At 28.0% G+C, this 13,297-nt stretch carries 9 protein-coding genes and 2 tRNA genes; all 11 read left to right on the top strand.

Translation table 11 applies throughout. The features are described from left to right. The first annotated feature begins 42 nt into the window (after positions 1 to 42). The 11 genes from GKG01_RS01815 to GKG01_RS01765 all read left to right on the top strand — a co-directional run bounded on the left by GKG01_RS01815 (position 43) and on the right by GKG01_RS01765 (position 13,292). Positions 43 to 1,008, top strand: coding sequence for an RluA family pseudouridine synthase (locus GKG01_RS01815; protein WP_154271186.1), 966 nt, complete (start codon positions 43 to 45; stop codon positions 1,006 to 1,008). Then, a complete protein-coding gene (locus tag GKG01_RS01810; protein WP_154271185.1) occupies positions 1,001 to 2,620 on the top strand; it encodes a nucleoside kinase in 1,620 nt (539 codons plus the stop codon). The genes GKG01_RS01815 and GKG01_RS01810 overlap by 8 nt, the downstream gene beginning before the upstream one ends. Next, on the top strand, positions 2,613 to 5,291 hold the full coding sequence (locus tag GKG01_RS01805; RefSeq protein WP_154271184.1) for a PD-(D/E)XK nuclease family protein: 2,679 nt from the start codon (positions 2,613 to 2,615) through the stop codon (positions 5,289 to 5,291). The genes GKG01_RS01810 and GKG01_RS01805 overlap by 8 nt, the downstream gene beginning before the upstream one ends. Then, on the top strand, positions 5,284 to 8,187 hold the full coding sequence (locus GKG01_RS01800; protein ID WP_154271183.1) for a UvrD-helicase domain-containing protein: 2,904 nt from the start codon (positions 5,284 to 5,286) through the stop codon (positions 8,185 to 8,187). The genes GKG01_RS01805 and GKG01_RS01800 overlap by 8 nt, the downstream gene beginning before the upstream one ends. A 36-nt stretch (positions 8,188 to 8,223) precedes the next feature. After that, a complete protein-coding gene (locus GKG01_RS01795; RefSeq protein ID WP_094207016.1) occupies positions 8,224 to 8,913 on the top strand; it encodes a response regulator transcription factor in 690 nt (229 codons plus the stop codon). Positions 8,914 to 9,035: 122 nt separating this feature from the next. After that, entirely contained in the window at positions 9,036 to 10,319 is a 1,284-nt protein-coding gene (locus GKG01_RS01790; protein WP_241684724.1) for a HAMP domain-containing sensor histidine kinase, read from the top strand. Then, positions 10,303 to 11,775, top strand: coding sequence for a hypothetical protein (locus GKG01_RS01785; RefSeq protein ID WP_154271181.1), 1,473 nt, complete (start codon positions 10,303 to 10,305; stop codon positions 11,773 to 11,775). The genes GKG01_RS01790 and GKG01_RS01785 overlap by 17 nt, the downstream gene beginning before the upstream one ends. A gap of 146 nt (positions 11,776 to 11,921) precedes the next feature. After that, positions 11,922 to 11,997: transfer RNA gene (locus GKG01_RS01780), tRNA-Lys, on the top strand. 18 nt (positions 11,998 to 12,015) lie between these two features. Further along, positions 12,016 to 12,091, top strand: a tRNA-Lys gene (locus GKG01_RS01775). A gap of 95 nt (positions 12,092 to 12,186) precedes the next feature. Beyond that, positions 12,187 to 12,567: a hypothetical protein gene (locus GKG01_RS01770; protein ID WP_154271180.1), complete on the top strand. Its 381-nt coding sequence runs from the start codon at positions 12,187 to 12,189 to the stop codon at positions 12,565 to 12,567. Next, positions 12,567 to 13,292 carry an HAD-IB family hydrolase gene (locus tag GKG01_RS01765; RefSeq protein ID WP_094207019.1) on the top strand — a complete coding sequence of 242 codons (726 nt, stop codon included), beginning with the start codon at positions 12,567 to 12,569 and terminating at the stop codon, positions 13,290 to 13,292. Before GKG01_RS01770 ends, GKG01_RS01765 begins: the two co-directional genes overlap by 1 nt. Positions 13,293 to 13,297: the final 5 nt, after the last annotated feature.

Raw genomic sequence — 13,297 nt, 5'->3', positions numbered from 1 at the left:
AATTATAATGATTTATTAACAATTTTTCAAATAGGAGCAATAATGAGACATATAAATATAGATAATTCAAATAGCAACCAAAGAGTAGATAGGTTTATTATGAAATTGATGCCAAAAATGAGCAAAAATCATATCCAAAAACTTATCAGAACTAAAAAAGTAAAAGTTAATAAAAAAAGGACAGAACCTGATTATAATCTGAAAATTGACGATGTGGTAAATATTTATTTGTACGATGAAGTTATTGAAAAATATCAAGATAATAAGGTATACTCCGCTGAGGATTTTAACTTGGATATAATCTATGAAGATGATGATTTAATATTGATTAATAAAAAAACAGGAGTATTATCACACGCAGCTAATTCTCGAGATTATGGGAAAAATATAGTGGATATGATGGTAAGTTATTTGATAAAAACAAATCAGTTTACTCCAACACAAAACTCCACATTTACACCAGCTTTAGTAAATAGATTGGATAGAAATACTTCTGGCATTGTTGTTGGGGCGAAAACTTATGATAGCTTGAAATATTTTAATGATTTATTCAAAAAACACGAAATTACTAAGATTTACGAAACTATTGTGGTTGGTAATCTCAAAGACCAAACAATTGATTTGGCGCTAGAAAAAGATAATGATAAGAACAAATCTGTGGTCAATTCTAGTGGAAAGAAAAGCATGACAAAAGTATGGAATGTAAAAAATTTTGGAAAATATTCGCTAGTCAACGTAGATTTATTGACTGGAAGGACACATCAAATCAGAGCTCATTTGTCACACATTAATCATCCGATAATTGGCGATATTAAATATGGAAACAGAGATGTTAATAAATATTTCAAAAATAAGTACGATTTGAATTTTCAATTATTACATTCGTATAAGCTAATATTTCCAGAAAAAATGGAAAAATACCAAAAATATGAATCTATGGTTTTTGAAAGCAAAAGAGATGATTTATTTGAGAAAATATTGAACGATTTGGAGAGTAAATATGATTAAGATAATTAACAACAACAAGATATACGACTATGAAGATAAGACGATTTATGATTATGGCATTCAATGTGGTTTTGAAGATAGTATTGTTGCGTTAAAGAACAATAAGCTTGTCGATATTATGAGTAGTATAGATGATGGAGATACGATTGAGTTTGTAAATGAAAACAGCGTTTATTCACAAGACACATTGATGAAAACAGGAATTTTGCTGCTGTTATTGGCATTTAAAATAAAATTTCCCGAAGATCAATTGGTAGTTGAATATACAATTGGAAACTATATGTATCTTGAATTCGAAAATAACAACGAAATTCATTTTAGAGATTTGGAAGAAATTAGAGAATTGATGGATGATTTGATTAATCAAAATCTTAGAATTGAAAGAGTAAAAGTTTCCAGGAAAGAAGCTTTTGATATTTTTGAAAAGGAAGGATACATTCAAAAATCAAGACTACTAAAAAGTTTAGACAAGGATGAAGTGTATTTGTACAAATGTCACAATCATTACTTCGGTATAGAAGGATTTGTAGCTCCATTTACGAGATTTTTAAAACATTACAAACTTATTAATTATTTTCCAGGAGTAGCATTAAGTGTCAGCAGAACTGGCGAATTTACCGACTTTAAAGAACAAAAAGCTCTCTCAAAAATATTTTCCAAATCAAAAAAATGGACTGAAATGTTGGATATTGGTTATGTGGGAAGTTTGAATGAAAAAATTCAGGACGGAAATATGGATTTTTTGGTTAGCGTAAATGAAGCTTATTTTGAAAATCAAATTTCATATATTGCCGACAAGATTATCTACAACAATGCGAGATTAGTTCAAATATCTGGACCTTCTTCATCAGGGAAAACAACAATGGCAGAAAGACTATCTGTGCAATTAGCTGTAAGAGGCAAAAATCCTATTCCTATTTCTATGGATAATTATTTTGTAAATAGAGTGGACACTCCTTTGGATGAAGACGGCAACAGGGATTACGAATCGATTAATGCACTTGATTTAAAAACGTTTAACAGAGATTTAATGGGATTATTAGAAGGCGATTATGTTAATTTGCCAATTTATAATTTTATCACTGGCGAAAGAGAATATGGTGATACTTACACCAAACTTGACAAAAATGGAATTATAATTGTGGAAGGAATTCATGGACTTAATCCAAAACTTACAAGTCTAGTTCCCGACAAGGACAAATACAAAATTTATGTATCAGCATTGACGCAACTAAGTATTGATTGTCACAACAGAATCTCAACTACAGATATGAGACTTATGAGAAGAATGGTGAGAGATTTCGTTCAAAGAGATAAAAGCGTAGATGATACGTTGTCTGAATGGCCAAGAGTTCACGCTGCTGAATATATTAATGTTTTTCCATATCAAAATGAAGCAGACAGTATAATAGACTCATCATTAATTTATGAAATTAATATTTTGAAAAAATACGTCTTGAAATTAGTGGAAAATTACGACAAAAACGGTCATAACTTTACAGAGATTGAAAGGTTAAAATCCATTTTGAATTATTTTATAGAAATAAAAGACGATTCAATAGTCCCTAAAAACTCAATTTTACAAGAATTCATAGGAGATTACAATGAATAAGAGAATTGTGTACACTAATTCAAATTCTTCAAAGCTTTTTGATGAAAATATATCTTACTTAAAAAATCAAATTAGAAATGGCAACACTGATTTTATTTTAATTTTGCCAAATAGAAAGCTAATTAAAAATATTAGAAATAAGTTTTTAAAAGAACAATCGGTGCTATGCGACGTGAAAATTTGGACTATAGATGATCTAGTAAATGCTTCAGATATTTCAACTTATCTGACAGATTTGATTTTGAGACTAGCAATTCAAGAACTTATCGATGAAGGGGTGTTTGAGGATAATAAATTTTTCAATTCTAATGGAATGATAAATTCATCCAAAAGATTTATATCTACATGTAAGTATTCAAATAAAAAAATAGATGAACTTGAAGAAATCTCTAATCACAATGTTAGTTTAAATATTTTAAGTAAAGTGTATGAAAAATATCAGAGCATTATGAAACAGTATAATTTTCTGGATAAATTTGATGCCTATGACACAAAAAATCTTAATCTTCAAAAAAACAAGGATATTTACATTCATGGATTCAGTGAGTTTCGACCAATTGAATTGGAAGTAATAAATCAGTTGAAAAATTATGATGTTAAAGTCTATATTTACGTGGATTATTATAATGAATACAAAAGTGAATTAGTGAATCAATTGCAAGATATTGGATTTGATGTTATTCAAAATGGGGATAAATCAAAACCAAATAAATTCATTGAAAAAAAGGTAGTTAAATTAACCAATGAAATTTTGGAAAAAGACAGACTAATTAATGAAATATCAAAAGATTCATACACTTATGATTATAATAAAATGGCAATTCTTTTAGAAAAAGATTCCTCAAAAAGGGAAATATTGAATTCCTTAAAATTACACGATATTCCAGTTTTTGGAGATGATTATATTTCGTATCGTGACTACAAATTTTTCTTAGATATAATTAATCTACTTGATAATACGAAAACTTTAAAGCAATATATTTTTTCTACACTAGATAGTTGTTTTTTCGAATTTGATTTGAAGGATAAAGTTACGTTCAGAAGTATATTGTCCGATTTTGAATTTGATGATTGGGAAGATTTAGTTAAAATTTTAAAAGTAAATGTTAATTATGAAACTAATTTACAAATTCTAAAAGAGGTTAAATCGTATTATTTCTCTTTTATAGAAACAAACATTAATGTTTTAGCTAATCTTATAGCACTAATTCAAAAAAATGAAAGTAATGATAAAGGATTTAATTTGTTTTCTGAAAAACTTTTGATAATCCTTGAGGATTTGGATAAAAATTATGCTGAACTTGTTAAAAAATCAAAAAATATTAACTCTTATTTGATGGATTTGATAAAAAATTTGAAGGTTGATTCTACAGATTATTTAGTAGATGGAATTAGAATATATTCCCTTACGGATATTAGACTTTCAAACTACGATGTTTTATACGTAGTTAATATGAATGATGATGTGATTCCAGGAAAAACTAATTATGATTTCTTTAACAATGAAGATAATATAGAATTTCTACAAAAAAGAGGAATCGACATTTTGTCAGACGCAGAAAATAGGAAAAGAAATATTGATAGATTTATTGATGCTATAAATAGAGCGAATAAAAAAATTTATCTGTCTTACAATACTGAGAGCAACATAAAATCAAGGTTGATTTTGGATAAGAACATAAAATCAAGTCAAAAGATAAAGAAAATTAACATGAAAAATATCAAAAAAATTGACACAAAAAAACTTCACAGTGTGTCAGCTTATGAGAAATATTCTTTGAAACAACATTTAAATAGAATAGAAAACAGAATATCCTCAAAGGATATTTCAGATTTTGAAGTGGATGACAAAACAACACAATATATATTGAAGAAAGAATTATCTTCAACTCAGCTTGAAACATATTTTGAATGTCCAATGAAGTTTTATTTTAGATATTATTTGAAGCTTAAACCACAAATAAAGTCTAGACAATTGGATATTGGAACTATTTTGCACAACACATTGGAAGAATTTTACGGAATAAATATTTCGAAAATAAGAGATGCTATAGATGGCAAATGTGAGTTAGATGTTTCAAGTTTGGATGGATTGCTTAAAAATTCGTTTGAAAAGTTCGGATTAAACACTTGTATTAAGGAAAATGAATTTGATTACGAAAAATATTTGAACAAACTCAAGGATTTTGTCATCGCTGACATTTACAACATGAAAAACGAAGCTGAAAAGTTTTACCCTTATAAATTAGAAGAAGATTTTATTGTTAGTTTAGATGAAAACACCAAATTTATTGGAAGAATTGACAGGGTTGATAGAACAGATTCAGGTAAGATTAGATTAATAGACTATAAATTATCGAAAAATAGTTTCAGGAAAGCAAAAGATTTGGACAAAAACAAAGGATTTCAATTTGTAATATATTCTTCGTACGGTGATGTTGTAAGTTGTAAATACAAAAGCATTAGAGATAATGAAGAATATGAATATCTTCAAAATGTTTCAAAGGATCAGTTGGATGAAATTATGATTCAGAAAGTAAAAGAATTCAGAGAAAATATTAGTAATAAGAACTTATTCGTAAAAGCAAGTGATGACAATGCTTGTAAATATTGTGATTTTAATAAAATTTGCAAATTAAAAAACACGGAAGGGAAAGCTAGCAATGATTAAATTCAGCGACAATCAAAAATTAGCTTATTCTACTATAAATCAAAACGTTTGTGTAAATGCAGGTGCAGGAACTGGTAAAACAGAAGTAGTTTCTGAAAGATTTAGATATATGTACGAAAAAGGTATCGACATTAAAAGTATCGTGTGCATTACTTTTACGAACAAAGCTGCTGATGAAATGAAAGATAGAATTATTCAAAAGCTAAACAATCCCAGACTAATTGACGACATAAATGTATCCACCATTTCATCTTTTTGCAAAAAAATCGTGTCGGATAATTCGTACTATTTATCAATAGATCCTAGTTTTCAAATTATAGAAGATGATCAATCTAACAAAATGATTAATGAACTTTTTGATACAATCTTAGAAGATAGGATTGATTTTATTAAAAAGCTTGGTAGTGAGTTAGATATTTCATATTCAGACACGCTTAAAATTATCAGAGATTCTTTCAATAAATTAAGAACAAATAACATAGACTTTGAAGTTATTAAAAGAGAAACAATTCTTCAATTAACTAATTTGAGAAATATTGATGATGAGGATATAATCGGAATCAAAAATTATCTATTCGATTTAAGAGAAGAATCAGATAGTATTAAAGGGTTGACGAAAAATAGTAGACTATATAAATTTTTGCATGATGATAATCAAAATTTAGAACTCCAAGAATTTACTAGATTTTTATTAAAAAGCTATGAAAATTTGGGAGAGAGCAAGAAAGAAAATGTTCAGGAAATAATTGATGAAGTTAATAAGAGAGTTGATGCGATACTTTCAAATAAAGAAAAAGATTATATAGATTTGTATGAAGGTTTTTTCGATATTTTGATAGAAGTTAATAGAGAATATTCAATAAAAAAGAATGAAAAAAGTTTCTTAGATTTTAACGATATTGAAATAATGTGTAAAAAAGCTCTGGAAAATGGTGATATTCTAAAATCGTGTAAAGAAAAGTATAAATATTTTATGATAGATGAATATCAAGATACATCAAATCTCCAAAGAGATATTTTTTATACACTGTGCAGCGACAATGAGGCCTTGGATAGAAATAATCTTTTCGTAGTTGGTGATCCGAAACAAGCCATATATAGTTTTAGGGGAGCTAACATAAAAGTATTTGAAAAAACCAGAGAAGGCATTAAAAAAAGTGGCGGTAAAGATATAACTTTCCATGAAAATCACAGAACACATCCGAATATAATGGAGCCTATTAATTACATTTATTCTAATAAAATGAAGGATAGATACGATAGCTTAATCGCAGTTAATGAAGTAGGAGATGTAATCGGCAGAGATGAATTTAAACTTAACAATAAGGATGAAAAAACAAAAGATGATTCCGCAGATATCTTGGTTTCATACATCAATGAAGATAATTTTAAAGACACTGCTATCTTAGCAAGAACTAAGAATGATTTCTCGGAATACGAAAAAAGTTTAACAAATAGAAATATTCCTTATTATATTTTTGACAAACAAGGACTTGAAGAATGCAGAGAAGTATTAAATCTGATTCAGTTCATAAAATATGCACGATACGGTGATGACATAAGTAAAGTAGGAATACTATCTAATGTATATGATGTGGATTACAATGAAATATTGAATCAAACAGATAACTATCAATCTACTATGAAAAAAATTGATGAGCAAGTTCAAAATTTTACGGAAAATCTTACAAAATATACGATTTACGATTCAATGTCTAATTATATTGAACAGATTGAATACTTAGGATTATTTAATGATCTTCAAGCAAAGGCAAATATAATTAAATTTTTGGAAATTGCTAAGCAATTTGATGCCAACAACTATAGTATAGAAGATTTTGTAGATTATTTTGAAAACAATACTAACTTATATCAAATGTCTTTTGAAGATGAACACAGTGATTTGGTAAAACTTATGACTATTCATAAATCAAAGGGGTTAGGTTTTAGCAAGGTCATAGTGGATAATTTGTCAAAGCCATCAGTTAACAAAGATAAATTTTTATTATTTATCGACAACGAAAACATTCAGATGCAATTCGTGCTAGATTTTCCTTTTTCAAAATTCAGAATGACAAAAGTTAAGAAATTAATTGAAGAAGAGGAAGATTACGAAGTTGACAACGTATACTATACGGCATTCACACGTGCAAAAAAAGAATTATCATTTTCGAATTCAAAAAAATCTGGACATTTCAAACAAATAAGTCCATACATTGAGGACTTGCAACAAAGAGGAAGTATAAGATTTTTAGAATTAAATGAGAAACCTTTTTTACTAAAAAAAATACAAACAAAATTCGATATACCAGAACCAAAGAAAGTAAAAGTCGAAAAACTTATTCCAATTGGTATTACAAGTATTTTAAATTCCAATGAAGAAATTTTTGATAGTAATCTTCAAAAATCTTCAATAAATTATATATTACTTGGTAATTTGGTTCATATGTTTGCGAAATTATCTGACGGAAGTAATTATCCATGTATAAAAGAAGCAGATTTCTTAAATTATGATGAGAAGAAAATTTTCAATGTCGCAACTAAAAACTTTAACCAATTCATAACAGATTTTTCAAATTATAAAAATGAAATGGATTTTAATTTGCTGTACGAAAATTTAATGATATCAGGATTTATGGACAGAGTGGAATTTTGTGATGAAGAAATAAAAGTTTATGATTATAAAATTAGTTCACAATCACAAGAATACTTGTACGAAAAATACCACATGCAATTGAAGTTTTATTCTTATGTTTTGAACAAAAAATACAACAAAAACATTAAAATGATTCTTGTAAATTTAAGAAAAGGATACATTATTGAAAAAAATTATGACCAAAATTGCGAACAAGAGGTTGAGGTTTTTCTTAACAATTATGTAAATCAATTGAATTAGCTAAATTATGAGTTATAATAATACATGAGGTGTGATATGAGTATTAAAGTTCTTTTAGTGGAAGATGAAGATAATATAAGACAATTTACAAAAATAAATTTAGCAAGAGAAGGATTTGAAATATTAGAAGCTGAGTCTGGAGAAAAAGGCGTAGAATTAGCAGAATTAAACAAGCCAGATGTAGCTGTTTTAGATATAATGCTTCCTGGGATTGACGGATTTGAAGTTTGTAAAATTTTAAGAAATAAATTTCCGGATATTGTTATTATAATGTTGACTGCAAAAACTCAAGATAACGATAAAATTGAAGGACTTGAAAGAGGAGCAGACGATTATTTGACAAAACCATTTAATCCGCGTGAGTTGATACTTAGAATAAAATCTGTTTTGAGAAGAAGTCCACAAAAACAAAATAATAGTCAAATTATTGAAGATGAAACATTCAAACTTGATATGTATTCAAGAACTTTTTATAAAAATGGAAAAGAAATTACATTAACTCCAACAGAACTTAACATAATAAAGCTTTTAATGCAAAATCCTGGGAAAGCAATAACTAGAGATGAATTAATGGATAAAGCATGGGGTGAAGATTTCATAGGTGATGCTAAAATTGTTGATGTAAATATGAGAAGGTTGAGAAGTAAAATTGAAGAAGATTCAACTCATCCAAAATATATCGTAACAGTTTGGGGAGTTGGTTACAGATGGGAAAATAAAAAATAATGAGTATTAAAAACAAAATAATGTATTCCTTTGTATTTTTAACAAGTATTACCGCGATAATACTTGTTATATTTTCTATTTATGCTACTAAGTTTTATTATTATTCTACAATGGAAGGTGTTTTGAATAACGAAATAAGGTACTCTACTAATTTATATAGTTCTTATATGGCAGACTATGAATTAGATGAAGTAATTGCCGAAGACAAAAACCAATTTTATAGACAAACTGACTGCCAAGTGCAAATTTTGGATAATAATCAAGTTGTCGTGTTTGACTCAATAGCAAGCCCTAATTTGGGTGAAAAAATAGAAACATCTGATGTAGTTAGCGCGATAAATGGTCAAAGTGGAAGATACACTGGAAAAGTTAGTTATTCTGATTCAAATATTATTTCTGTTTCAGTACCACTTGAATCCAGGGGAAAACAAGTCGGAGTTTTAAGATACATTTCAAGTTTAAAAGAAGTAGACAGGGCAATAAGAGTGAAGTCAGTATCGTTCGCTTTGTTCGGATTTTTGGTAATATTATTTAGTATTTTATTGAGTAAAATTTTAACTAAAAGCATTATCAAACCAATAAATAGTCTTGCAAAAACTGCTGAAAGAATGGCTAAAGGTGATATGGAAGTAAGAGCAAAAGAAAACGATGCAGATGAAATCGGAAGACTTGGAATGACTTTGAATTTATTGACGGACAATATTAACAAGAAAGAACAATTGAAAAACGAATTTATTTCAAGTGTGTCACATGAATTGAGAACACCGTTAACTTCTATAAAAGGATGGGCACAAACATTAAAATATGATCCTTCAGATTTAGAAACAACAACTATGGGAATAGACATAATCGATAGCGAATGCGACAGACTTACAAATATGGTTGAGGAGTTACTTGATTTTTCAAGATTTACTTCTGGAAGAATTTCAATAGTTAAGAGAAAACAAAATTTAATTGAATTAGCAGAACATATCAAAAACCAATTGCTTCCTAAAGTTCGCTCAAAAGGAATTGATTTGATATTAAATTATGAAAGTCCAGAACTCATCGCTACATTTGACGAAGATAGAATCAAGCAAGTTTTCATTAATATTTTAGATAATGCCATAAAATTTACTCCAGAAAAAGGGACGATAATTATTAATATTGAAAAAACGGAAGAATTTGCAGAAGTATCTATAATAGATACAGGGATTGGAATTTCATTTGAAGAAATAGAACTTGTAACTGGAAAATTTTACAAAGGCTCTAATTCGAATTCCCATGTAGGTTTGGGGCTTTCTATTTGTGAGGAAATAGTAAAACTTCACAAGGGAGAATTGATGATTAAATCTAAATTAGATGAAGGAACTACAGTTTCGTTTACATTGCCATTAGGAGATGATGAAAATGAAGAAGACAACTAGTATTTTGGTAGGTACGATAGTTTTAATTTTGTTGATTGTTTTCATAATGTTCAGAAATAAAGAACAATCTGCAGTTGAAAATATTAAAGTTCCAGAAAATAATTTATTGGTCGCAGCAGGTGTGTGGCAAATTGATAAGAAAGAAAGTTTTTCTGATTCCAAATCCAAAGCTTCAGATGAAATAGGTAAACTTTACGTCGATGAATCTATAGTTGTTTTCGGAAAAAGATTCACCATAAATCCCAAATTTTCGTCCAAATTTGTCAGTTTGCAAAATTATCTAAGCAAAAAAACAAGCGACGAAAATATAAGTAAGAAATTTTCTAAAGATAAGAAAATGGTCATTACAATTTCTGATGGCAGCAAGTTTTATCAAGATGTTGTTGTAATGGATAAAAACAATATAATACTTCCATACAACGGTGTGCTATATTACATGAAAAAAACTGAAAATCAAGTTAGCAGAACTTTTATTGAAAATTACCAGTCTACGTATGAAAGTAAATATTATGAAAATAAGGGAAATAATTTAAAAGACAAAGAAAATATTGCTCTTTTAATAGGAATCAAAAATAAAGTTGTAAGAAATGAAAAAGCAGATATTTCTTATAGGACTATTTTGTTAGACATCGATAAGAAAAACCGTGCACAAATTTATCAAACATCAGCATTGTTTTTCCCTAGGAAAAATGGATTTTGGCTTATGGAATACAAGAAGAATGAGTTTGATAATAACTATGTAGAGCAATTCTTAGCAAAGCCAGTTTATTCGGGCGATAATTCTAAGGAAAATAAAAAATTGGAATTTGACTCATCTGCAGAAATAACATACCTTGGTCCAGAATATATTTCAATCATGAGAAATAAGAATCAATTTGAAGATTATTCTATATATGATATCGATAAAATGAGCAATAATAATGAACTTAATATTGATCAAATCGGAGGAAAAGAAGCTGTAAATGTATTGAAGAATTCCATCGCAGAAGAATCAACAGATTCTAATTCCGAAATTACCGCGAACGATAAAAATGAAGATTATAAAAATATTGGAATTGTAAGAAATTCTGGTAAATGGAATTATCAAACACAATATACATTCAAAGAAAATAACGAAGTTAAGTTGAAAAATGTAATCCTTAATATCGTTTCACATTTGAATTTATCACCTGATGAATTATCTATGAATTGGCAATCTATAAAAAATTTAAAGAGCAGTGCGATAGATGCTTATTCTTCTCCTGATAAAAGAATACTAATAGTTCAAACGACGGATGAAATATTAATTTATGATTATTCTAACGATAATAAATTAATAGGTAGTATACCAATTACGAAAGATGATTCTATTATAATGAGTGAATGGGCAATAGGAAATTATGCAGAAATGTGGAAAAAAGAATTTCAAAACAACGATAAAATTCCATCATCATTTATTACTAACCTAAGACAATAAAAATTTAATAGAAAAAAAGAAGTAGATAATCTATAAATTTATCTGCTTCTTTTTACGTTATTACAATAATTTGAATTTGAAAAATATTTAAAACTCTTTACAAATTCTTAAAATAGTGTATAATAATATTGTTGTGGTAAAGATATGCGCCTTTAGCTCAGTTGGTAGAGCAACTGACTCTTAATCAGTGGGCCCAGGGTTCGAGTCCCTGAAGGCGCACCACTTTTTTAAATTTAATATGCGCTTTTAGCTCAGTTGGTAGAGCAACTGACTCTTAATCAGTGGGCCCAGGGTTCGAGTCCCTGAAGGCGCACCATCTAATCCGGGATTGACTCGGATTTTTTTATTTTAGAAAATTAAATTAACTTAAAAGTTCAATATATATGATATAATAAAAAAAGGAGGACGAACATGAAATCAATATTATCTGTAGTATGGAAGTACAAAGGTTTTACTTTTTTATTTTTCGTATTTGTAGTTTTATTAATGATTATAGTGCATATTTTACATAATAAATTACACAATAAACAAAAAAAATATATATTCACAACTGCTATTTTTATTTTATCAGCTATTCTTTTTGTAATGTCGATGTTGTCGATTTTAAGTAAGTTTGGACTCGCTTTGTTAATGATGTTTACTTTTACATTTGCATCGGCTGTAATTTGCTTAGCATATTCTTTGATTTTGGATATCATAAAACCTATACCTGAAAAGAAAAAAAACTTAGAATTTCGTAATATAATCGAAAAATTTGACAGATTGGTTGAAGAATCTAGGAGTACAAAATAATGAAAATAGGCGCGTTTTTTGATATTGATGGAACAATAGCCAGAGATTCACTAATGATTGAACATTTCAAAAAATTGGTTAATTTTGAAATAATAGATCAAAAATTATACTACGAAAAAGTTTATCCAGCATACCAAAAATACGAAAAAAGAAAAATTGACTATGATGAGTATCTCAATCAATTGGTTGATGTCTATAAATATAAGCTCAAAGGATTTAGTAGTGAGTTCAATGAATATATATCAAATCAAGTAATCAGTCAAGTTAAAGAGAAAGTTTACAGATATACTCGTGAGATGATTAAATTTCACAAAGAAAATAATCATCTGATATTCTTTATTTCAGGAAGCCCCGACTTTTTAGTAAAAGAAATGGCTGAGAGCTATGGAGTAACTGAATACAGAGCATCCTTGTATTTGAAAAATTCAGGAATGTACACTGGAGAAGTGGTTCCAATGTGGGATAAAAATAGTAAAAAGACTGTGATCGATGAAATTGTTGAACGTTATGAAATTGATGTCGATAATTCATACTGTTACGGGGATACTTCGGGTGATTTTTCTATGATTAATATGATGGGAAAACCAACAGCGATTAATCCTACCAAAGAGTTATTTGAACTAATAAGAGCTAACGAAAAAATAAATGAAAAAACCAAAATAATCATTGAAAGAAAAGATGTAATATACGAATTTCCTAAAAATGGTAAAATTTTGGATATTTAAAAAGC

Origin of the sequence: Finegoldia sp. BIOML-A4 (assembly GCF_009679635.1) — a bacterium.
Lineage (GTDB): Bacteria > Bacillota > Clostridia > Tissierellales > Peptoniphilaceae > Finegoldia > Finegoldia magna.
Note: the sequence above shows the minus strand (reverse complement) of the source record. Positions and strands in the feature narration are given on the sequence as shown.

Coding starts and splice junctions, on each gene's coding strand:
- GKG01_RS01770 (WP_154271180.1), top strand. CDS start 12,187: ATGAAATCAATATTATCTGTAGTATGGAAGTACAAAGGTTTTACTTTT.
- GKG01_RS01765 (WP_094207019.1), top strand. CDS start 12,567: ATGAAAATAGGCGCGTTTTTTGATATTGATGGAACAATAGCCAGAGAT.
- GKG01_RS01815 (WP_154271186.1), top strand. CDS start 43: ATGAGACATATAAATATAGATAATTCAAATAGCAACCAAAGAGTAGAT.
- GKG01_RS01800 (WP_154271183.1), top strand. CDS start 5,284: ATGATTAAATTCAGCGACAATCAAAAATTAGCTTATTCTACTATAAAT.
- GKG01_RS01795 (WP_094207016.1), top strand. CDS start 8,224: ATGAGTATTAAAGTTCTTTTAGTGGAAGATGAAGATAATATAAGACAA.
- GKG01_RS01785 (WP_154271181.1), top strand. CDS start 10,303: ATGAAGAAGACAACTAGTATTTTGGTAGGTACGATAGTTTTAATTTTG.
- GKG01_RS01805 (WP_154271184.1), top strand. CDS start 2,613: ATGAATAAGAGAATTGTGTACACTAATTCAAATTCTTCAAAGCTTTTT.
- GKG01_RS01810 (WP_154271185.1), top strand. CDS start 1,001: ATGATTAAGATAATTAACAACAACAAGATATACGACTATGAAGATAAG.